Origin of the sequence: Amycolatopsis sp. 2-15 (assembly GCF_030285625.1) — a bacterium.
Classification (GTDB): domain Bacteria; phylum Actinomycetota; class Actinomycetes; order Mycobacteriales; family Pseudonocardiaceae; genus Amycolatopsis; species Amycolatopsis carbonis.
Map to the genome: position 1 here is coordinate 7,451,784 of NZ_CP127294.1, position 21,695 is coordinate 7,473,478.

21 protein-coding genes are annotated in these 21,695 nt (G+C 65.5%); 15 read left to right on the forward strand and 6 right to left on the reverse strand.

Going from position 1 to position 21,695, the window contains the following annotated elements; genetic code table 11:
- Positions 1-709: 709 nt before the first annotated feature.
- From QRX50_RS36995 to QRX50_RS37060, 14 genes are all read left to right on the forward strand, one after another.
- A complete protein-coding gene (locus QRX50_RS36995) occupies positions 710-1,735 on the forward strand; it encodes a ParB/RepB/Spo0J family partition protein (protein WP_285967719.1) in 1,026 nt (341 codons plus the stop codon).
- A gap of 104 nt (positions 1,736-1,839) precedes the next feature.
- Positions 1,840-2,028 carry a hypothetical protein gene (locus QRX50_RS37000; RefSeq protein ID WP_285967720.1) on the forward strand — a complete coding sequence of 63 codons (189 nt, stop codon included), beginning with the start codon at positions 1,840-1,842 and terminating at the stop codon, positions 2,026-2,028.
- Positions 2,029-2,105: 77 nt separating this feature from the next.
- On the forward strand, positions 2,106-3,323 hold the full coding sequence (locus QRX50_RS37005) for a citrate/2-methylcitrate synthase (RefSeq protein ID WP_285967721.1): 1,218 nt from the start codon (positions 2,106-2,108) through the stop codon (positions 3,321-3,323).
- Between the two features lie 333 nt (positions 3,324-3,656).
- Positions 3,657-5,105 carry an aldehyde dehydrogenase family protein gene (locus QRX50_RS37010; protein ID WP_285967722.1) on the forward strand — a complete coding sequence of 483 codons (1,449 nt, stop codon included), beginning with the start codon at positions 3,657-3,659 and terminating at the stop codon, positions 5,103-5,105.
- Positions 5,106-5,124: 19 nt separating this feature from the next.
- Positions 5,125-5,808 (forward strand): RraA family protein, encoded by a 684-nt coding sequence (locus QRX50_RS37015; protein ID WP_285967723.1) that lies wholly within the window; start codon positions 5,125-5,127, stop codon positions 5,806-5,808.
- A 49-nt stretch (positions 5,809-5,857) separates the two neighbouring features.
- On the forward strand, positions 5,858-6,628 hold the full coding sequence (locus QRX50_RS37020; protein ID WP_285967724.1) for an SDR family NAD(P)-dependent oxidoreductase: 771 nt from the start codon (positions 5,858-5,860) through the stop codon (positions 6,626-6,628).
- A complete protein-coding gene (locus tag QRX50_RS37025) occupies positions 6,625-7,635 on the forward strand; it encodes an aldo/keto reductase (RefSeq protein WP_285967725.1) in 1,011 nt (336 codons plus the stop codon). Before QRX50_RS37020 ends, QRX50_RS37025 begins: the two co-directional genes overlap by 4 nt.
- Positions 7,628-8,728, forward strand: a complete 1,101-nt coding sequence (locus tag QRX50_RS37030) for a Gfo/Idh/MocA family protein (protein WP_285967726.1) — start codon at positions 7,628-7,630, stop codon at positions 8,726-8,728. The genes QRX50_RS37025 and QRX50_RS37030 overlap by 8 nt, the downstream gene beginning before the upstream one ends.
- Complete coding sequence (locus QRX50_RS37035; protein ID WP_285967727.1) at positions 8,725-9,432, forward strand: hypothetical protein; 708 nt, start codon at positions 8,725-8,727, stop codon at positions 9,430-9,432. Before QRX50_RS37030 ends, QRX50_RS37035 begins: the two co-directional genes overlap by 4 nt.
- Before the next feature lie 210 nt (positions 9,433-9,642).
- Positions 9,643-10,809: a YcaO-like family protein gene (locus tag QRX50_RS37040; protein WP_285967728.1), complete on the forward strand. Its 1,167-nt coding sequence runs from the start codon at positions 9,643-9,645 to the stop codon at positions 10,807-10,809.
- A 52-nt stretch (positions 10,810-10,861) separates the two neighbouring features.
- Positions 10,862-12,106 (forward strand): TfuA-like protein, encoded by a 1,245-nt coding sequence (locus QRX50_RS37045; RefSeq protein WP_285967729.1) that lies wholly within the window; start codon positions 10,862-10,864, stop codon positions 12,104-12,106.
- Between the two features lie 135 nt (positions 12,107-12,241).
- A complete protein-coding gene (locus QRX50_RS37050; RefSeq protein WP_285967730.1) occupies positions 12,242-13,597 on the forward strand; it encodes an ATP-binding protein in 1,356 nt (451 codons plus the stop codon).
- Positions 13,594-14,799, forward strand: coding sequence for an MFS transporter (locus QRX50_RS37055; RefSeq protein WP_285967731.1), 1,206 nt, complete (start codon positions 13,594-13,596; stop codon positions 14,797-14,799). Before QRX50_RS37050 ends, QRX50_RS37055 begins: the two co-directional genes overlap by 4 nt.
- A 13-nt stretch (positions 14,800-14,812) precedes the next feature.
- The gene (locus QRX50_RS37060; protein ID WP_285967732.1) at positions 14,813-16,135 is read left to right on the forward strand and encodes a DUF4147 domain-containing protein; all 1,323 of its coding nucleotides are present in this window, start codon (positions 14,813-14,815) and stop codon (positions 16,133-16,135) included.
- A 414-nt stretch (positions 16,136-16,549) separates the two neighbouring features.
- On the opposite strand, the gene QRX50_RS37065 is transcribed toward QRX50_RS37060, so the two are convergent.
- Genes QRX50_RS37065 through QRX50_RS37075 form a run of 3 tightly spaced genes read right to left on the reverse strand, consistent with a single transcriptional unit; the run spans position 16,550 to position 17,732 of the window.
- A complete protein-coding gene (locus tag QRX50_RS37065; protein WP_285967733.1) occupies positions 16,550-16,948 on the reverse strand; it encodes a helix-turn-helix transcriptional regulator in 399 nt (132 codons plus the stop codon).
- Positions 16,945-17,184: a hypothetical protein gene (locus QRX50_RS37070; protein WP_285967734.1), complete on the reverse strand. Its 240-nt coding sequence runs from the start codon at positions 17,182-17,184 to the stop codon at positions 16,945-16,947. Before QRX50_RS37070 ends, QRX50_RS37065 begins: the two co-directional genes overlap by 4 nt.
- Positions 17,181-17,732, reverse strand: coding sequence for a hypothetical protein (locus tag QRX50_RS37075; protein WP_285967735.1), 552 nt, complete (start codon positions 17,730-17,732; stop codon positions 17,181-17,183). Before QRX50_RS37075 ends, QRX50_RS37070 begins: the two co-directional genes overlap by 4 nt.
- A gap of 137 nt (positions 17,733-17,869) precedes the next feature.
- Between QRX50_RS37075 and QRX50_RS37080 the strand changes: the two genes are divergently transcribed.
- Positions 17,870-19,258: a helix-turn-helix transcriptional regulator gene (locus QRX50_RS37080; RefSeq protein WP_285974660.1), complete on the forward strand. Its 1,389-nt coding sequence runs from the start codon at positions 17,870-17,872 to the stop codon at positions 19,256-19,258.
- Here QRX50_RS37080 and QRX50_RS37085 read toward each other — a convergent pair.
- The 3 genes from QRX50_RS37085 to QRX50_RS37095 form a co-directional block, all read right to left on the reverse strand.
- Entirely contained in the window at positions 19,247-19,597 is a 351-nt protein-coding gene (locus QRX50_RS37085; protein ID WP_204089413.1) for a cupin domain-containing protein, read from the reverse strand. The genes QRX50_RS37080 and QRX50_RS37085 overlap by 12 nt on opposite strands.
- Positions 19,594-21,156, reverse strand: a complete 1,563-nt coding sequence (locus tag QRX50_RS37090) for a helix-turn-helix domain-containing protein (RefSeq protein WP_285967736.1) — start codon at positions 21,154-21,156, stop codon at positions 19,594-19,596. Before QRX50_RS37090 ends, QRX50_RS37085 begins: the two co-directional genes overlap by 4 nt.
- A gap of 111 nt (positions 21,157-21,267) precedes the next feature.
- The gene (locus tag QRX50_RS37095; protein WP_184778382.1) at positions 21,268-21,648 is read right to left on the reverse strand and encodes a helix-turn-helix domain-containing protein; all 381 of its coding nucleotides are present in this window, start codon (positions 21,646-21,648) and stop codon (positions 21,268-21,270) included.
- Positions 21,649-21,695: the final 47 nt, after the last annotated feature.

Consider the following 21,695-nt stretch of genomic DNA (forward strand, 5'->3'; position numbering starts at 1 on the left):
GTGAACGGGGTCCGGATCGAGCCGGGGAGATCGAATCCATGCTGCGCGACTGCCCGGCGGTGGCCCAAGGGGTCGTCGTCGCGATGCGGAACCCCGACGGCCGGGCTGTCGGGCTGGTGGCGTGGGTCGTGCCGAGCGGGCAGGGGACGGCCAACATCGCGGCCCAGCGGGGTCTGGTGCCCGCGAACATGATGCGGGTCCGCCGGACTGGTAGCGAAGGTGCTGACCGCGGCAGAGCCGTTGAGCGGTGCGGGAGGAGGTGCTCGACGAGGTACCTGAGATTGCCGATGCTTCCCCGTTCCGGGGTCGCGCAACGGTAAGACCCCGGATTCGTCGCTCGCAGCGCACTCCGCGCTCGAAGAGGTGGGCTCGGAGAGGGCGTCTGAGAACTGATGTCACTGGTCTGGGCTGCGGGAGTCGTCGGGACATGGTCATGATCATGGTTTCGTAGTGTTCAGGTAGTGTTTCGCAGTCGCGGACGCAGCGGCGGTGTTTGGCGGGAAGTCGGCCATTCTTTAGTTAGTGGTGTGATCCCAGCTGTTTTTCGGGGTCGGTTGCGGTTCCCGAGTGGCAGGACGGGGGGTTTCCTGGGTTGATTTAGCCTCGCGTTAATCGCTGATTAGGGGTGTGCGGGTCTTGAAGTCGGTTGGTGGCGAGTCGCTGTATTCAAACGAGTATAAATGTCGTGCGTGGCGGGAAAGGGGCTAGTGTGAATTCGGCTTCGGTTCGAGACTTCAAGCTGTCGACAATTGGCAACGAGTCGCAGTTGACCGGATCAGTGAAAACTTCCGCGCTGATGGACATCGGGTTGCTGCAACTTTCTGGATCGTTGCGCGTAGACGGTGAAGATCCGGTGCATGTCCGGTTGCTGGCAGATGTCGAGGGAGAACTTCCGCCGATCCTGATCCATCGACAGACTATGCGCGTCTTGGACGGACGACATCGATTGCGGGCGGCAATGCTGCGCGGGGAAGAAAAGATTGCCGTCACGTTCTTTGACGGTGATGAGAACCAGGCGTTCATCATGGGCGTCAGGGCGAACGTCATGCATGGCCTTCCTCTGTCGTTGGCTGACCGGCGGGCTGCCGCGGCTCGAATAATCAAGGCTCATGCCGAGTGGTCGGATCGCGCGATCGCGGCGGTGTCCGGTTTGTCGGCCGATACGGTCGGTGCGATCAGGCGGTGCTCAACTGATGGTTCCGGGCAGTTGAACAAGCGTGTCGGCCGGGACGGAAAGACGCGGCCAGTAGATCCGACGGTGGGGCGGCTGCGGGCGGCTGAGTTGTTCACTGCCAAGCCGGACGCATCGCTGCGCGAGGTAGCGAGGGAGGCGGGTATCGCCGCGGGTACGGCCAGGGATGTCAGGGAACGGATACGGAAGGGACTGGAACCGACTCGAGGCTCCGAGGGGCATCGGGCGGTCGATTCGGAAAAGGACCAGGTACGCATTTCTTCGAAGTCGGGCCCGGAGTCTTCGCTGGCGGGACTGGAGCAAGTGCTGGCTATACTGCAGGACTTGAGGAAGGATCCGTCGCTACGGTTCAATGATTCCGGACGACGTGTTTTGCATCTGCTCGATCAGCACGCGCTGACAAGGGAGGACAAGTCTGTCCTGGTGTCGGGTGCGCCGCCGCATTGTGCGATTGTGATCGCGAGGCTCGCTCAGGCTTACTCGACCGTGTGGAAGGCATTGGCAGAGGAGATCGCGCAGCAGGTGAAAACTCTGGCGGTTTGAGGTCTTCTCGAGCCAATGTCGCACCGTGTGGGTTCCGGAAGCCTGCCCACGCCTCCGACCTGCGATGACAGGAACCGTCAACGGACGCGGCATGATCGCCGGCGATGGCGTTGCGTCTGCTTTGCCTGATTTCCATCCGCCTGCTGGTGCTGCTCGGCCGCGCGCCAGCGTCCAAGGAAGTCGAGTTGCTGGTGCTGGGCCACGAGCTCGAGTGCTGCGCAGCAAGGATGGGAACCTCGTCCGGACTGGGCCTGCCGGGGCTGTGTTCGAGGCGTCGGCGCATCCTGCGCTGACGCACGACTCGGCAGGCTGCTTCGACTGTCGTGAGCCGGCTCGCTGACGGTACAGTTTCGAAGATGACGCCCAGCACATGCCGTCCCGGAAGACGCGGCTCGAGATGACTGCACCGGGCGGCGACTACTTGACCACGGCCGAGGCGGCGAAGAGGCTGGGAGTCAAGACGCAAACGGTTTACGCCTATGTCAGCCGGGGTATGCTCCGCCGGGTCCGGGTGACGGGACAGCGCACGAGCATGTTCGTCCGGGCGGAGGTGGACGGGCTGGCGCGTCGGTCGCGGGAGAGCAGCAGGCCAGCAGGTTCGATCGAGCGGGTCGCCAGCGCTCTCACCCTCATCAAAGACGACGAACTTTACTTCCGGGGTCGGCGGGCGACCGATCTCATCGCCTCAGAGTCCGCTGAGTCTGTCGCGTCCCTTCTGTGGACCGGTGAGTGCGTCGCGGACCCAGGATTCGTCGCCTCCTCGCGAGGTATCGCACGGGCGCGGACCGCATCAGCTGGGCTACCCGAGTCAGCACATCTCGCTGACGGTTTGCGAGTTGGCGTTATCGCGCTCGGCGCGGCTGATCCAGCGCGTGACGACTTCACGCCCGCTTCAGTGATCCGGATGGCGCGCGAGATGATCGGTGCGGTGGTCGACGCGCTGCCTGGACCGCCCGGCAGCGGTGGTATCGCGGACCGGCTGGCCCTGAAATTGTGCGGGCGTCCGGGCGCGGTCCCGGTTCTCGGCAGCGCGCTGATGCTGCTAGCCGACCACGGCCTGGCCGCGTCGACCGTGGCTGCGAGGATCGCCGCCAGCACAGGGGCACATCCCTACGCGACAGTTTCGACTGGCTTGAGTGCGTTGGACGGTCCTCACCACGGTAGTGCGAGCACGTCGGCATATCGATTCCTCGGCGAGGAGTTGGGCAATCGCTCGGGTCGACAGCGATACCGGGCTGGGCGGCTTCCGGTCCCCGGGTTCGGCCACCGGGTCTACCGCAAAAGGGATCCCCGCGCAGAAGCTCTTCTGCGGATGCTTCCCGGCAGCCGTGTCACTGAGACTGTCGACCGGATCGTCGCGAAGCTGGGCGGCCGTCAGAACACTTTCCCGAACGTGGACCTCGCGCTAGCGGCGATTTCGCACACCTATTCGATGAGGCAGGATGCGGGCGAGGTCGTTTTCGCGATCGCACGTATGGTCGGTTTCGTCGCGCACGCGATTGAGGAATATCAGGAGCCACGCATGCGGTTTCGCCCGGCGGGGATCTACGCGGGTCCTGCGGCGGTCGGGTACGCGAACGAAGTATAATGTGAAGTTTTCGATCCCATTTTGTTTCACTTGGTGGTCTTGGACTACTCCATTTGGGCAAGCTTTTGATCGAAGTCCCGGCAGACCCTGTGGTTCAGGGTAAAGTGGATATTGTGCGAGTCGGCGATCGGATGGCGCGCATGACCCGCGTTGTCGATTTCATTCTGTGGTTGTTTCCATAGGCAACCGTGGGCTTGTTTGATGTGGCAATACGACCGATATTGCTGACGGATCTTTCTTTCCGGGAATGCTTGAGTAATTATTGCTTCGTTAGTGCAACGTGATATAAAAGTGAATTTCTACTGCGAATCTTTTGGAAATTTGGGATGAATCATGCCTTTTTCGAAGCTCGACGCCCCTGGTCTGGAGCACGTGATCGGCGACAGCCGGATGCCGGGCACGGGACATGTCGAGGTGACCGATGCGCCCGATGGATGCCCTCTCTATCAGTGTCCGATGGGGACGGCATCCGAGGTTGACTTCGCGGTCGGCTGCGCTGCCGAACAGTTCTCCGCCTGGCGGTGGAGCACGAGCAGCGAACGATCGCGGATGCTCGGTCGAGCGGCGCGATTTGTCGCCGATGCGGCTGATGAGATCGCCGGCCAGGTCACCCTGGAGACGGGCAAGACGCTCGCCGAGGCCCATTCGGAAGTACGGTCCGCGGCACGTATTCTCGAGACCACCGCGGGGTTCGTCCCAGCGACTGCGGGAACGGTGACAACCGACCATTCGCGCAAAGTATGGGGTTTGGAACTCACCGAGCCCGCAGGTGTCGTGGCCGTGATCGGCACGTGGAATATGCCGGTTCAAGTCGCTGCGCTGAAGATCTCTGCCGCTCTCGCCGCCGGGTGCGCAGTCATTTACAAGCCTTCCCCGCTCGCTGCTGCGACCGCAGGCATGCTGGTCGACGCTTTCGAACGGGCTGGACTTCCGGTGGGCACTTGTGCGATTCTGCACGGTGGTGCCGAAACAGCGCAGCTGCTCGCGTCGCACAGCGGCATCGCCGTAGTGTCCGTCACGGGGAGCGAACTGGCCGGGCAAGAGTTGATGCGCAGCGCAGCGTCCGGGGCGAAACGCTGTGTTCTCGAACTCGGCGGGAAGAGCGCGAACATCGTGTTCGCCGATGCGGATCTCGATCGTGCGCTTCAGGGCGTAGTCACTGGATTCGTGCGGAATCAGGGAGCCGTGTGCACGGCGGGTTCCCGGATATTGATTCAAGACGAGGTCTACCCGCAGTTCCTGGAGCGGCTCGCTCTCGCAGTCGAAGCCGTCCGGGTGGGTGATCCTTTCACGGCTGTCGACGTGGGCGCGGTTCGCAGCCAGGAGCACTGCGATGCCCTCAGCGACTCGCTTGAGAAGGCGGTCGCGTTCGGCGCGAAGGTGTGTGCGGGCGGTGGACAGGTGACGGTCCCGGGACGGTCGGGTGCGTACTTCCGGCCCGCGCTGGTCGCTGAAGTCGATCAGCGTGACTCGCTATGGCAGGACGAACTGTTCGGCCCGGTTGCCGTGTGTGCGCCGTTCCGCGACGAGCGGGATGCGATCAGTCTTGCGAACGACTCGCGGTTCGGCCTCGCCGCGGGAATCTGGGCTCGCGATCTAACCCGTTTGGAGCGGGTCTGGCGCGAACTGGACGTTGGTACCGTCTACGTCAATTCCTACCACCGCATCGATTCCGTGCCGCTGGCCGCAAGCGGCAGGAAGATGTCCGGACATGGCGCTGAACACGGTGCTGCCGGAATTCGCGAGTTTCTTGCCAGCAAGAGTGTGCATATCTACCGCTGAACGGCACGGGGAGACGAAGATGAAAGAATACGGTAGTTCCCTGCGTAAAATAGTTTCAAAAGTGGACCGGCCCTCGGTTGACACTGTGCGGAGGTATGAAGACTTCTATTCCGCCCTGATCTCCGATGTGCTCGGCAAACACCAAGTGATGCACGTCGACCTGGCGCCGTTGAGTCCAGGTATGCGGTTTTGCGGTCCCGCGGTCACTTCGCTCGGCCCCGACCTGACTGTGCGCCGAATGGCAATCGATCTCGCTGAGCCTGGAGACGTGCTGGTCGTCGCGGCCGGCGCAGTCCGTGACTATGCTTGTTTTGGCGACGGCACCGCACAACGCATGATGAACAAACCGATGGCCGCGGCAGTCATCGACGGATGCGTCAGGGACGCTGCGGGCATCCGTCGGCTCGGCTTCCCGACCTTCGCTCTGGGGACGACGCCCCGCAACTACCACTACCCGGCCTCCGGCGATCACGGGGCTGTCAACGTTCCGGTCATCTGCGGGGGTGTCTACGTCGAGCCGGGCGACCTCGTGTTCGGCGACGATGACGGAGCCGTGGTGGTGCCGCGGGCTCTGGCCGCCGAGGTGGCCGACGAAGTCGTGGAGCGGATCACCGCGGAACGCGCACTGCGGGCCTCCTGGACCGGCTGTCCGCCGTTCGCGGTGGAGGAAGAACTGGTGCGCCGTGGCTACAGCTTCCAGTGAGGCTGCGCCGCACCTGGCGGCGGCACCGCTGAACGGTCAGGTGGCACTTGTGACTGGCGCCGGTGGCGGCGGGTGCGGTACTGCGATCGCGATCGCACTGGCTGATGCGGGGGCGCGAGTGGCAGTGAACGGCCTCGAGCATCACCGGCCGCAGTTGGAACGACTCGCCAGGTCCCGGCTCGATGACGCGCTGTACCCGTCGATCGCGGACGTCGCGGACGGCGAACAGGTGGACCGGATGGTCGGCGAAATCGTGCAGCAGCTCGGAACGCCGACGATCGTCGTGCACAATGCGGGTCCGTCGCTGCCGCCAAGACACGTGACGCAGCTGTCAGCGTCGCATTGGCGCGCCGAAACCGCAGTGATCCTCGACGGCGCTTACCATCTGGCCAGGGCGACTGCTGCCGGCATGACCGCGGGGGAACACGGTCGGCTCATCTTCATCTCGTCGAACACAGCTTTCCGCGGCGGTCGAGGGCGTAGTGCCTCTTACGCGGCGGCGAAGGCCGGACTGCACGGGCTGGCGGCTCAGCTCGCGATGGAGCTGGCACCGGCGGGTATTACGTGCAATGTAGTCGCGCCTAGCCAGATCGACACTCCCCGGGTTCGCCGGGGCGGACGACGCGACGAAGACAGCATGCGCCGCGCCGCGGCACAGATACCGCTCGGCCGGCTGGGCAGCGCCGACGACATCGCCGGTGTCGTGAGCTTCCTGGCCGGCCCGGCCGCCGCCTACATCACCGGGCAAGTGATCCGGGTCGACGGCGGCTCCGCGCTTGCTCCCATGGCCACCTCGCTCGTCAAGGAGGCGTCCGCATGACCGTGATGCGTTCCGCACGCGCGGAAGATGACGTGCTCGACCCACGAATGTTCGGCCGGACCGGACGCATGGTCAGCGCGATCGGATTGGGTACTTACCACCTCACCTCCGACCGCGGTGTAGCGCACAGCGAGGCTCTTGACGTCGTCCGGACTGCCTACGACTCGGGTGTCAACGTCTTCGACACCGCGCCCATGTACGGGATGGGCGAAGCAGAATTCATTCTTGCCGAAGCCTTGAGCAGCGAGGTGCTCGAACGGGTCGTCACTATCGACAAGATCGGCCGGTTCGAAAAGAGCATCCTCGCCCGCTCCGGCGATCGGTGCTACACCGAACCGTCGTTGATGACCGCGCAGCTCGAGCATTCGCTGCGCGTGCTCGGACTGCACCGGCTTCCGGCGCTGCTGCTGCACGAAACGGACTGGACCGAGTGGTGGCCAGACGGGGTGTCGGACACGGCCCCGGTCATGCGCTTTCTCGATGAAGCCAGGAAACGGCGTCTCGTCGACCACGTCGGTCTTTCCGTGCGGAAGGCAAGGGAGGCCGTGGCCCTCGCTGGAACGGGACTGTTCGATCTGGCGTTGTACGTCCATTACTTCAACATGGTCTGGGGCGACATCGGCGGACCGGCGATCCAGGCTTTCACCGAGCAGCGCATGGGCGTAGCCGTTGGCGCACCGTACCGGCAAGGCCTGCTCACCTCGCTCGACGAGGACTTGCCGCGGCGCTTGCGTGCCGAACGGCGCGGATCAGTTCCACCGGGGCTCGTCCGCAGGATCGCGGAAGCACAACGGATCGCGCGGGAGTCAGGGCTGTCGATGCCGGAGATGGGCCTGCGCTGGCTGCTCGGCGATCCGCGGGTGCACACCGTCGTCGTAGGCCCGCGGTCCGTGCGGGAACTCGAGGAGAACGTGGGGTGGGTCACGCAGGGCCCGTTGCCTCCCGACGTGACAACCGCGCTGAGGGCGCTGACTGACATCGAACCGGGGAGCTGGGAACGTGAGTGATTTCCTTCGCGTCGGAATCATCGGTCATGGCGGCCACGGCGACTACGGGCACCAGATCGACGCGGGTTTCGCCGCAGAGCCGCGGGTTCTTGTCGCCGCGGTGAGCGATCCGGACCCTCGCACCCGGGCGGCCGCTGCCGCTCGCACAGCGGCCCAGATGCAATACAAGTCATATTCGGAGATGCTGGATCGCGAAGACCTAGACATCGTTCTTGTCTGTCCAAGGTGGATCGTCCGGCACGAGGAGATGGTCGTCGCGGCGTTGGAGGCCGGAGCGCACGTATATTGCGAAAAGCCGCTGGGGCAAGACCTCATGCAGGTCGACCGGATGCTGGCGGCCGCCGAGAAAGCCGGACGGCTGCTGGCTACCGCGCTGCCCGCCGTGCACGAGCCACGGTTCCGGCGTTTTACGGACTTGCTGGCGGGCGGAGAGCTCGGCGAGCCCTTGCATTTGCGCGGTCTGTGCAAGTGGGACCATCGGGCAGGCGGGCAGGATCTCTTCGTACTCGGCGGGCATCTCGCTGACGCCATGAGGCGGATCGGCGGGGAGCCGCTGACGTGCAGCGGCTACGTCGGCACCGGAACGAAGCCGTTCGTTTTGCGGGAGGCGCGTCAGGGAACGGAAGAGGTCGGCCCTGTCGGCGGCGACCGGATCCATGCCACCTACACCTTCGAGCGCGGTCTGGTGGGCACGGTCGAATCGTGGCCGTGCGCCATCGAGGACCGTGCTGAGCAGCCATACCGGCTGGAGGTGCATTGCACCAGAGGCATCGCAGTCTGGCGAGCGCCCTATGCGGACGGTTCGGTTTGGTACACCCGTAAGCCCGTCATCTATGCGCGACACGATGACTGGCACCAGCTGGACACCGAGCCGCCAAGGGCCTACGCGGGCTATCACACCTACGCCGCGACCGATTTCGTGGACGCCATCCTGCAGGGACGAGATCCTGCTTGCTCCGGGCGAGACGGTGCGGCTGCGGCGCAGATGCTGCATGCGATCTATTGGTCGCATTTGGAGGGGCGGACTGTGCGGCTGCCGCTGACCGAGCGCCGGCATCCGCTGCGGGGCGCAGACGAGGATCAGGGCGGATGAGCCCGCGGCTGGGAGTGTCCTCCGCCTGCGCGAAAAATCTCAGCAGCGCGGACCTGGCGTCGCTGGTGATCGGCCTTGGGGGGCAAGCAGTCGACTTGCGGGCCGGCCGCAGCCACCGCTGGGAGTTGACTGGGCTGGACGACTTCCACGCCAGGGGGGTCGACGTGGGGCACGTCGGACTCAGCGTGGTGCTCGGGGATCCGGGTCATGAGCCCGAGGAGATCGCGGAGCAGGCAGACCGTCATGGTGCGGTTCCCGTCCGGGTGTTCGCCGCGGAGCAGCCCGGCCTGGCCGACAACCAGCTGATGAAGGCTCAGCTGGAAGCTCTGGCGGGCAGGACCAGACCACCGGGCGATGTTCTCGTCGACACCCACCAGGGATATGCATCGTTGCGGGAGATTGAACGACTCCACGACCGATTCGGCGTGAGAACGGTCGTCGATCTCGAAGGGCTGGCCTTCCTGGAACCCCGCATCGAAAAGGCCGGGGCGCGGCTGGCTTCGTTCACCCACACCGTGCACGTCAAGGGTTTCGCCCTTCGCCGGGGGAGCTTGAAGACCGAGCATCGGCCCTTCGGACGCGCCGATCGGGCCGTCCTGTCAAGAACGCGAGAGGCGTTCGCCGAGGTTCCCTACGTCTGCTTGCAGTCGGAAGCGGAGGCCGTGGCACAAGACTTCGCCGCTATGGCGGAGGTCTGGACATAGTCCGGACTGACAGCCCCTGCGCTGGGGTCGACTACTGCTGGAAGGAGGTGAGCACAATGGAGCACATCTTCACCGAGGACAACGAGACCATCATCGTGGTGGCGCAGCAGCAGAACTGAGTTAGCGCTGGCCAGGCGGGTGGGGCGCCGACGCCCCACCCGCCACTGAGCAGTACGCGGAACCTTCCCGACGGTGGATACGGAGTGAGGAATGGATACCAGTGACCCGCCCCGGATCGCCTGGACGTCCGGCACCTGGCGGAGCAGACATCCGGAACAGACCTGGTCGGCGCTGGAGCCGGTGGCCGAGGCCGCTGGTGTCACCAGGGTCGCGGATGTCACGGGGCTCGACGACATCGGCGTGCCGGTGCACATGGCAGTGCGGCCTCATGCCCGCGCCCTGTCGGTGTCCCAAGGCAAAGGAACGACCGGCATTTTGTCCAAGATCTCGGCCGTGATGGAAGCGATCGAGCTTTACTACGCGGAAAACCTGGCAGACGCCGATATCGCCGGCACGCCTGCCACCGAGCTCGGCAGCTTGCTCAGCTATCCCGTGGAAGCGCTCGACCTGCACCCAGGTGGGCTGTGGCATCGGCGATACCCGCTCGACTGGCTCGTCTGCAGCTCAATGATCACCGGACGATCCGCGGCCCTGCCGCGAGAACTGGTGGATCTGGACCGCACGGTGGTCAGCGACAGCTGGTGCCCTCCGCTGTTTTTGTCCACTAGTAACGGCTTGGCCAGTGGTAACTCCGACGAAGAGGCGATGCTGCACGCGCTGTGCGAGGTGGCCGAGCGGGACAGCATCGCGGCGGCGGGCGACGTGCTCGGCCGGCACTTGTTCGACCCGGCGGAGGTGGCGGATCCCGCCGTCGACGCACTATGCGAGCGGATCGCCGCCGCGAGCGCACGGCTGCGGGTGTTCGACCTGACCGGCCCGATGGGGCTGCCGTGCGTTGGCGCGTCAGTCGGCGGAGGCAGCCTGCCGCTGGTGTTCGGCGGCTTTGGCTGTCACCCTTCCACCGCCGTGGCGACGTGCCGGGCGATCACCGAAGCGGTGCAGCAACGCCTGACGGTCATCGCAGGCACTCGAGACGACCTTCCCGACGAAGTGTACGATCTGCTGCACCTAGGTTTCGTGCGCGAGACCACGCCTGCGCGCGACGAGATCGAATACGTGAGCCCTCCTGCGGACCTGCCGGTTGCCGGGCTCGGGCAAGCGATGACCTGCGTCGCGGAGAAGATTCACAAGTTCACCGGCTATGAGCCGTTGTGTCTTCGGCTGACCGAATCCGGGGCTCCGGTTTCCGTGGTCAAGGTCGTCGCACCAGGACTGAGACTGGCCGGGCACGGCAACTACACAGCAGCCGGAGGGTGACCGGGTGTCCACAGTGCACGTCTTTATCGGACCTACCGTCTCAGCGGACCAAGTGCGGAACATCGTGCCGCACGCCCGCATTCACGGCCCCATCGCGCACGGCGACCTGCTTCGGCTGGAGTTGGGCCCGGAGACGACCGTGCTGATCATCGATGGTGTCTACTACCAGCGACCGGCTGTCCGGCACAAGGAGATCCTGTATGCGCTCGAGCGTGGTACCGCGGTCGTCGGCGCGAGCAGCATGGGGGCGCTTCGTGCCTGTGAGTTGCGGTATGCGGGGATGGTCGGCATCGGCGAGGTCTACAACCAGTTCGCCGAGGGCCGGCTCGACAGCGACGACGAGGTCGCTGTGTCACATCTCGGAGCTGAGGATGACCACCTGCCTCGTACGGTCGCGCTCGTCAGTTTGCGTGCGGCCTGCCGCCGTCGCGTGTCCGAACGTCGGATCTCCCCGGAAGTCGCCGACGCCGCGGTTGCGGCTGTCCGAGAGCTCTATTTCACCGAGCGGACGCCGTTCGCGGTCCGCTCAGCCTTGCGGCAGGCCGGATTCCCGCCTGCCGAGGCGGGCGAACTGGTCTCCGATCTAGGCAGAAGCCACGGGGACGTCAAGTACGCCGACGCCGAACATGCTTTGCGCGTCGTGTCCGGAATCGGACGGAGGCAAGACGGTTCGGTCGTTCGGACCGCCCACCTCCACCGGTGGTTGCGCACCTATGGCCCGGCTGCCCGTGATGCCCAGGCCGCTACTGTGCTGCAGCTCGTGTGGCCGCGGATGCCTGAGTGCTACGAAGAGCTGGTTTCGCACGAGCTGGCCCGGCTGTGGAAAGTAGACCCGGTTCTTGCTGAACTTGGCGCCGAGTTCAGCCGAAGGACCGGTATTGATTCGGTCAGCACCGAATTGGCCGAATACTGGCTGGAGAACGCAGGCAGTTTATCCGATGGGTGCGAACTCGGCCGGCTCGCGGTGGCTACTCACCGATCCTGGCCCGGTGTGATCACAGTGCTGGACCAGCTGGCCCGGCATTCCGCGGTGCGCGACGTCTGGGAAGCGGCATGCGGGCTCTCCGACGATGTCTCCGAGTTCAACTGCACCTTGCTGGAGCGCGATCCCGGGTATTTGCCGGTGCGAATTCCGCACGCGACGGCGGCCGGCTGGCTGGCGCAACGCTGGCAGACCGGCTCCGTCCGGCGCGCGGCGTTGGCACGGGGGTTTCTCGGCGAGGAGGACGCGGTCCAGGCCGCTCGCCGGTTCATCCCGTTCGATCTCGAGTTCGGTCTGGCCCTCGGAGACGGTTGAATTCGGCCAATCATCTGCCTGCAGCAGTCGTGACGTAAGTCACGATCCTGGTCGATGTTGATTCAATCAATCTTGACAGCTCGCACGTCATGGCTGGCTAATAACGTGTGGAATTCCCGGGAATGGAGGCTGCCGGTGGAAAAGGATCAGAACAGATCGTCTGGTCGGCCCAGGGTTCTGATCGTGGGCTCGACGCCGAACATGTACGCTTTCATTGCGATTCTGCGGCCGCACGCTGAGTTCATCGCGGCGACGAACTGGCGGAATGTGCCGATGACGTGCGCGAAATCTCGGTGGTGCGACGAGTTCTGGCCGATCGCTGTTCCGGAACCCACTGAATGGGACGTGTCCTCGGGCGTGCCCGCCGACGGTGCCACGGCCGGATTCGTGAGTTACGTGCTGGAATTGACCGCGGATCTGCGGATCACGCACATAATACCCGCCAGTGACCAGATGATTTTCTGGCTCTCCGGGCACCGGGCGGCCTTCGGCGACGCCGGCGCCATCCTCTGCTGCCCGGATTTCGCTGCCACCTCGCTTGTGCAGGACAAGGTCCGGCTCAACGAGTTCGCGGAACAGCGAGGCGTGCCGGTACCGCGCAGGATCCCGGTGGGAGACGATGACGCCGCGCTGGTCGCGGTTCGGGAAGAGCTGGGCTTCCCGGTGGTGGTGAAGGGGCTGACTTCGGCAGGATCGAGCGGGGTGCGCTACGCCGAGGACGCTGGGCAATTGAGCTCAGCCGTACAGGAGCTCCGCAAGAACTCGCCCGCGGTGGCCCTCCACGAGTACATCCCGGGAACCACCGAACCGTCGGTCACGTTTCTGCTGGACAAGAAGGGGGTCCCGGTCGTCGAGACGTGGCTGCGCAAGGTCCGGTACGCCGACAGCGGGCGGTCTTGCTGCGTGATTTCGGTGTCACCGCCTCCGATCGCGCCCGCTGTCCGGGAAATGGCCCGGGAGCTGGGAATGATGGGCTGGTGCGCGTTCCAGTTCAAAGCAGACTCCCGGAGTGGTGAGCTCGTGCTCATCGAGGGAAATCCCCGAAGCGGCAACAACTTCAAGATCCTGGTGGAAATCTGGCGGAGCTTGGGCATCGACGTGGGCAAGCTGACACTCGCGGCATGGAATGGCCTGCCGTTGCCACGCCACGTCACCCCGCCAGGACTCGTAGGTGCGTCGGTGCTGGAAGAGCCGACGGCCTTTGTCGTGGCACTGAGGGGTCGGCTCAGGGGTTCGTCACGACCTGACAACAAACCGCCCGGCCTGCCGCGGTTCCTCCTGGCGACACTGGCCACCTACCTGCGCCGCCCAGTTGTCGACGTGGTCACGAAATCGCTGCTGCGCGATCCCTTGTTCTTCGCCGCGGCGGCGAAGCACTTGATTCGCCTCCGATTTCCGCAACCGCAATTCGTTCCGTGGGGGGACGCGACCTTGCCGCTGCGGCGAGCGAAAAATTGGGACCTCGGCGTGGGTGTGGAGGGCGGAGAATGACTCGCGGGCAGCCGGGTAGTCTGTGGAACAAAGCTACCTTCTCCTACCTGGCGGGAACCTTTCTGTCGCAGTCGGGAACGTTCGTGTCCGCGACCGCGCAAAGCTGGGTGATCCTGGCGGCCACGCACGATCCCCTCAAGCTCGGGTTGTTCACCGCGGCCCGCTTCCTGCCGTCGACCGTGCTGGCTCCAGTGATCGGCAACTTCGTCGACGGACGGCACGCGCGTTCGGTAGTGGTCGCGGGCAACCTGGTGCAGGCAGCCATGGCCTTGCTCTGCGTTGCGCTGGCGTTCTCGCCGAATTCACTGCTTTTCGTGCCGTTTCTGCTCGCCGGCGTGATCAGCCAGATCTTCTCGCTGCTGGAATTCTCCGGCAGACAGGCATTTCTCGGTGCGATCGTGCCTGACGAGCACCGTGCCCGGTTCACGGGAACGAGCAATTCGGCATCGACGCTCGGCAGGATCGTCGGGCCTGCGATCGCCGGGCTCGTCCTGTCGCTGGGCACCGCCGGTCTCGCGTTCGCACTGGACGCGATCAGCTTCGTTCTTGCGGTTGTGCTTTTGCCCCGGGGCCTGCACGAGTTGCCGGTGCCGAAGAAGAAGAGCTCGCTGCGCGAGGGTCTGCGTCTGGTCCTGGGCTTGCCGGAAATTCGGGACCTGCTGCTGATCTTCGCTCTGGTCAGCCTGATCTCGTTCAACGTCGCGACGATGATACCGCTCCTGGCCGGCTCGGATTACCTCAACAGCCCGGCGGCACTGGCCGCGTTCAACGCGGCGTTCGGCGTTGGTTCGTTCGCGGGGGGCCTGATGCGGACGTTCCTGAAATCGGCGCCGACCGTCTCGGCGCTGGTCGGGTTGCTGGTGTTCGGGGTGACGTTCGCGATCGTCGGCCTGGTCCACCCATTGTGGGCGGTCGTTGCGCTGATCGCCGTCAGCGGTGTTGGGAGGTTGATGTTCACCGCCTCCTCGACTGCTGTGCTCATGATTGGCGTCGGCCAGGAACGACGGGGTCTCGTCAGCGGTCTCTACTCTTTCGTCTTCAACGGCACGACGCCGGTCGGAGCGTTGGTCGTGACCTCGCTGTCGGAGAGCTTGGGTACTCGGACGACGTTCGTCATCTGCGGCTCAGTCGCTGTCGCCAGCAGCGTTCTGTACGCTGTTTCTCTGCGAGCCCGAAGGGAACACGCATTTGTTTCGGCGTGATCGGAGATCGGTTTTGGGATCCCTGGCAGCGACACTGATTCCGGCCCGCGTCGATTCTGCCGCCGATCCGGCTCTCGCAGTCGCGTTGCGCATTGCCCAGGCGGGCTGCGGTGCGGTCGCGGCAGACAAGGTGATGGAACGGGGAGCGCGCGAGATAGGGCTGGCGAATCATGCGGAGAGCGGAAGGCTCATCGTCATCGTGCTGGGCAAAGCCGCCAGAGGCGCGCTCAGCGGGCTGCAGCGTGCCCTGAAAGGGAAAATCCACAGTAGCTTCGCCGTTGGCGGTACCGGTTACCCCGTCCCCGGGCAGGCCAATGCTTACGCGCTGGGCGACCATCCTTTGCCGGCGGAGAACAGCACGCGCGCTGCCCGCTCGTTGCGGGAGTTCGTCTCAGCGCAGGCCTTGACCAGCCGAGACGTCGTAGCCGTGGCGGTGACCGGCGGTGCGACCGCGATGCTCTCGGAGACCATCGCCCCGCTGTGGCCCGGCGACCTGGCCGCGGTGAGCCGTCTGCTCCTCCGGTCGGGACTCGATGTCACCATCGTCAACGCCGTCCGGCGGACTTGCGCGCCTTTGCTTGCCGGAGGCTTGCTCGATCTTCTTGCTCCGGCGCAGTGCGTCGGCCTCGTGCTTACCGACAACGTGCAGGTCGGGCTCACCGGTGTGGGGTCAGGCCCGACGTTCGCGACCGAACTGGACTTGCCCTTCGTCAGGTATGTCGTTGCTAACGAAGTGCGCGATGACGGCGTCCGTGCCCGCGTGCTCGCTGCGGTTGACAGGGTATCGAGCCGACGCGGCTTCGGCGTGAAGCACAGCAATCATGAAGTGGGAGGACCGGGGCTGGCGTTGTCGGCGATGATCGGGGAGGGCCGGGCTCATGGGCTCGCGGTGGAGAGCCTCGGTGCCGCTGTGCAAGGAGATGTCGAACTGGTCGCCCGGACATTCGCGGACCGGCTGCTCACGTCGGGAACTAATCCTGGCCGACCCGTCGCGGTGCTGGGATGCGGAGAGGTGACTGTGACTGTGCGTGGTTCAGGACGTGGCGGCCGCTGTCAGGAGCTGGCGTTGCGCTTGGCGCAGGCGTATTCGGGCGGGAATGCATTCACGTTCGTCGCCGCCGCCACGGACGGTGCCGACTACCTGCCCGGTGTCTCCGGGGCCTGGGTGAGTCACGAAACGTCGAGTAAAGCAGCTTCGCGCTGCCTCGACATCCCGGCGTTGCTTCGTGCCAACGACTCATACCGGGCGCACGATGCGCTCGGTCAGGTGCTCACGGGTCCTTCTGGCGCCAGCAACACGTGTGACGTGTATGTGGGGATCAGTGGCCTGCCCTGATTTTGCTGGACCGGATTGTGCGGGTCGGGTGCTGTGCTTGGTGTTGGCCGAACAGCGGCACAAGTTCTTTTATTCGGCGCGGTGAACTAAACCTATGTGCCTGTGTGTGGCTGGCGCAGTAGCCCCGGTGGTCGCGTTGACGACGCATCCGGCCGGCGCAGTCAACCTGCGCCGGCCGGACCGGCTCGGCCGTTCCGCTCGGATGGTCGCGAGGGGAGCGACGCCGGAACAGCCAAGACTCAACGCCCGTCACCGGGCCGTAGTTGTGGTCTTCCCTCCCCGGTCACCGGGCGGCGGTCCTCCCGCCAGCCGTCACGGCCGTCACACGGCCTGTGACAGCGACAAACGCGGGTTGACCTGCGACAACGCCTGCGTGACGGCTGTGACAGCTCGACGGGAGTCCCGTCACAACCGTCACGAGCAGCCGCCTTCAGACGGTTTAGCGCATCGGGCCAGACCCGTCACAGCAAACCGGACGGGCGGAGCGCGCCGCGCAGTGACGAGTTCGGCGGCTGTGCTCGCGACAGACCGGAGCGCCGTCACGTGCTCGGTCAGCCGATCGAGTCCGAGCGGTGTCAAACGGAGCACCAGGCTATCTCTCTCGAACCGGGTCTCCAGGTATCCGGCGGCGCGCAGGGTCACCAGGTGCGGCGCGAGACTCCGCCCGCCCACACCCAGAGCGGTCCCGACCACTACAGCCCTGCGCCAGCGCATGTCCGCCAGCTGGCACAGTACGAACAGCCGGACCGGCAGGAGCAGCAGTGGATCCAGCTCGCGTTGAAACGCCGGCACGATCGGCGGGCTCGGCGTCATCGGTCGATCGCCGGCCGATCGGCGTCGCCCGGGGTCGGTGCGAGGCGGAGACAGGTCACGCACGGCATCCCGACCGGGCGTTCCAACAACTCAAGCTCGCCGCGGCCGAACGTCGCGCCGCAATACGCAGTCAGCCGTTCAGGCGCCAGGCCCTCTGCTGAGAGCGGGAAGACATGGACGACGCGGCGGGATTCGCCGACCGTGCCGGGCAGCGGACGCGCGATGTAGACGGTCATCGGGTCGGCCGCCGGCGATGGTGGTCGGCGGGAGCGGGCGCGCTCGGGGTACTGCCCGTTCCCGCCGACGTGGTGGTCCGGCTGTCCTGCTCGGGAATGAACCGCACGCGTTGAGGCGGGCGCGGCAGCAGGGCGGCCGGAGTCTGGAGACGGCCGAAGACCCAACGCCAGCACGACGGCTTGCGATGGGACGCGGGTTCCGGCGACGGCGTGGCCGTGCGGAGCCAGACCAGCGACTTGCAGGTAGTGCACGGCCGACCGGGAGGCATCAGGCAGGAGTGGAACAGCACATCGCGGCCGCAGAGCGTGCGGTAGCGGCCTTCGTGGCGCGCGATGCCATCGGCCACAGCGTCGTCAGTGACGGCGTGGTCCAGGTTGTCGGCCACGCAGCGGTGCCAGGTCACGTACAAGCGCGAGCCGTGTTCGCCGCTGGTCACATCCGCCCCCTGGTCTTTGGATCTGTTGAAATCATCCAAACCGGAGAGGCGGGCATGGCCCAGAGCGGAAACGTTGATGTTTCGTGGCGGGGATGTCGCAGTCAGGGCCATTACCTGCAATGACGGCTGCTACGCTGTGATCACGTCAACCGGGGTGAGGTGGTCGAGTGGTCAGCATTCGTCGACGCGAGGAGCTTGTTTCAGCGCGTAAGGTGGCCGGGCTGACTCAGGAGAACCTTGCCGAGGTGATGGGCGTCGACCGCTCGACAGTCATCCGGTGGGAAGCCGGCGACTACGCGCCCCTGCCGTACCAGTGGCCGAAGCTGGCCAAGGTTCTCGGCCGCACCGCGGATGAGCTGCGCGAGCTGATCGGCCTGCGGACGCTGGATGGGACGGCGGAGCTTGGCTCGGCGCTTGAGCCTGCGTTCGGCTGGCTGGATCGGCACGCTGGGTGGTCTCCCGGTACTGCACGCGGACGCGTGGCAACCGCCGCGCCGGTGAAGCCGCATTCCGACGCGCCGGCCGGTCGGAGTCGCGTTGCAGCCGCCTTGGCGAACTATTACCGCGACTCGGTTCCCGGGCATGTGCTGTATGCCGCGCGCTGCGGACAGGTTGACGTCGCGACCAGTGTCCTGACCCGGCCGGACTGGCTGGACCTTGCTTGCCCGTTGACGGCCGAGAACGACCGGATTGTGTTGTCTGCCAACGAGAATGCGGCACGTGAGCCGGTCGACGAAGTCGGGGCGGTTCGGCGGCTGGCCGAAGCCGCGGCCGACGACGTGCGCATCGCGGACGTGCCGCTGTATCGGCTCACGGACGTGCAGATCCGACCGGAAATGGTCGGCGGCGACGTCCAGGTGGTGCCGTTCGTCGAGTACGCCCTGAGCATGGATCTTCTCGAACGGGAGCTACACGATAGCCGCGCGGTACAACCGGGTCGGACGCCGCTCCGGGACCGGTACCTGCCGGATCTTCAGGCCGTGCTCGACCTTCCGGGACGGCTTTGCGCTGGTGGCGTGCTCGCGTTGACGGCGATCGCACGGCCCGCCGATCCGTTCCGCGGTGAAGCGGACTACCTCCTGCTGGTGCAGGAGCGCTCGCGGCACGTGGTGAACGCGGCTCGCAGGCTGGCCGTCATCCCGAAGAGCTTCCACGGGCCGCTCGCCGATCAACGCGCCGACGCGCGGATCGGCGCCACGCTACGTCGCGAGCTGGAAGAAGAGCTGTTCGGCAGGGGCGACGTCGACCGGACAACCGGCGTCCAGCGGGCCGCCGATCCCATGCACCCGGCCCGACTCTCGGCGCCGATGCGGTGGTTGACCGACCAGCCCGGCCGGTTGCGGATGGAGTGCACCGGGTTCGGGTTCAACCTGGTCAGCGGGAACTACGAGTTCGCCAGCCTGGTCGTGATCGAAGATGAGGAGTTCTGGCCGCGGTTCGGCGGTGACGTCGAAGCGAACTGGGAGGCCGCCGGGCTGCGGCAGTACTCGACGCTCGACGGAGACCTGATCACCGAACTGATCGGTGACGAAACCTGGAGTAATGAGGGATTGTTCGCATTTCTCCAGGGTCTGCGTCGACTCTCCGAGATCGGCGGTGAGCGGGTGAGGATTCCCGCAGCCGAATTAGGTCGCTGACGGCCAGCGGACCGTCAAGACGACCGAATCCGCCAACGCTTCCCAGGAATGGTCAATTCCAGGACCCCACATGAGGTAATCGCCCGGACGGTTCATAACTTTGCTACCGCCGGTGACTTCCACTCGAAACTCACCTGAGACGAGCATCACCAGCGTGGTTCGCTGGTCATCGGACGTCCACTCGGGACGCTTATCGCCCGCAGGATGGTTGGCCCACTTGACTTCCACGTCCTTCGACGCTCGAACACCCTGCGACGGATCGATGAAGTGGCCGACCAGCCAGCCGCGTGTGTCCGCCGCATCTTCGTTGGCGTTGCCGGCGGTCCAACCGTCAGTCACTGGCTGATCTCCCATTCGATCGCGGGTAGTTTCACGCGCTCGCCGCCGATTTCCGCAAGGCGCCTGAGCCCTTGCGACATCGCGAACAATCCTTCGTTGCTCCACGCTACATCACCCAGCAACTCGGTGACGAGCTCGTCGTCGGTAGTCGAATACTGACGAAGAGTTGCGGATTCCCAGTTTGCTTCGACCACTCCCCCGTAGCGTGCCCAAAACTCTTCGTCGTCGATGACGATCAGGCTGGCGAACTCGTAGTTTCCGCTGACGAGGTTCAGGCCGAACCCCGTGCACTCCATCCGCAGCCGGCCGGGTTGCGCCATGAGCCAGCTCATCGGCTCGGTGAGCTTGGTTGGGTGCAGTGGGTCGGCCGCGAGCATCTCGCCCAGGGTGTTGTCGATGTCGGGCCGGCCGAACAGCTCTTCTTCCATCTCACGGCGAAGTGTCATGCCCACCTGCGCGTCGCGGCGGACGTCGGTCAGCGGCTGGTGGAAGCCCTTCGGGATCACCGCGAGCCGACGCGCGGCGTTCAGCACGTTGCCGGACCGCTCTTGGACCAGTAGCAAGTAGTCGGCGTCTCCGCGGTACGGGTCGGCGGACCGGGCGATCGCCGTCAGCGCAAGGACGCCGCCCGCGCAGAGCCGCTCGCCGACGTCGAGCACCGAGCGGAGGTCCGGCAGGTAACGGTCCCTGAGCGGCATCGCCGTCGAGCCCGCGGCCACCGCGTCGACCAGTTCACCTTCGAGAAGGTCGGCCGTCAGCGCGTAGTGCACGAACTGGGACACTCCGAACGTGCCGCGAAGCTGGTGTTCACGGATGTCCGTGCTCGTGAGCCGGTAGATCGGGCTGTCCGTGAGCCGGGTGTTCATGGACAGGGTCTCGGCGAGTCGCTGAACGGCGCGGTCGAAGGCGTGGTCCGCCAGGTCGAGGTCGGCTTCCGGCTGCGCGCTCGGAACCCGGAACTGGTCGTACGGCGGACGCAGCTCGCAATTCAGGTCGAGCCAGTCTGCGCAGGTCAGGACGCTGGTGTTCATGGTGAGATCACCGCATTGCGCCGTGTACAGGCCGTGGTCGTCGAGCTGGCTGCCGTAGTAAGTGGTCAGCGCGGCGGCGACGTCACGTTGGCTGACCCAACCACGCTGAGTTCCGCGGTCGTGTAGCTCCTGGACGTCGATGCGCGCGAGGCGATCGGCGACGGCGCGCCGCGCGGTGCCCGGCGTCCAGTGCGCGTGACGGTCGAGCCACTCCAACGCGGCGCCGATGTGAGGGTCGGCGTCCAGGCGTTCATCAGCCTCGCTCGACGCACCGGCCGGCGAGGCGCTGGCTGGTGCGTCGCTGGTCAACGCGCCGAACCGGTCGCGCTCGGCGTCCGACGCCTGCGCCAACGCCGTGTCCAAGACCTGTTGCATGTCTGACTGCGGTCGAAGATCCGGTTTCTTGTGCCACGACCCCACCGTGCGCGCGCTGATTCCCAGGCGTTCGGCGAAGCGCTCTTGACTCAGCCGCAATGCCGACTGCAATGCCGTCGCCGTGCGTCCCGTCCATCCCCCGGCCGGATTCATTGCGCTCCCGAATGTCGGTGATCTGCGGTGGTTGTGCGGTGATGCTGCGGTGCTTGTGCATGGGTTGCGAGGCCGTTCCAGCCTTGAATTGAAGGCATGGAAAAGACCTCGCTAACGCTTCGGCCGGATGTGCTCGACCACGGTTGCCAGGCTCGTTTGAACATCTTCGAGCCGGTCTGTGATCTCGGCCAGCCGCTGTTCAAGCGCGTCCAATCGGGACGCGAGCTCGTTGCCGTCGTCGGCCGGCTCGTCCGGGTGCGGCGGCGTGCGGTTCTGCAGCACGGCCAGCAGATGCCGCGGGTGCCAGCCCAGCGTCGTCGACAGCGCTTCGAGCGTCCGGGCACTGCGGCGCCGCTCGACGACATGATGCTGAAGCTCGCGCACGGTCGCTTGCGACACGTGCGACCGCTCGGCCAGCTCGCGTTGCCGCCAGCCCAGTTCCCGCACGCGCATGTCGATCGCCTTCGCGACCGCCGCCCAGTCCTCCGTCACGTATTCCTCCGCGCTCCGCCTCAGCGCCGAGATTAGCGGCTTTTCAA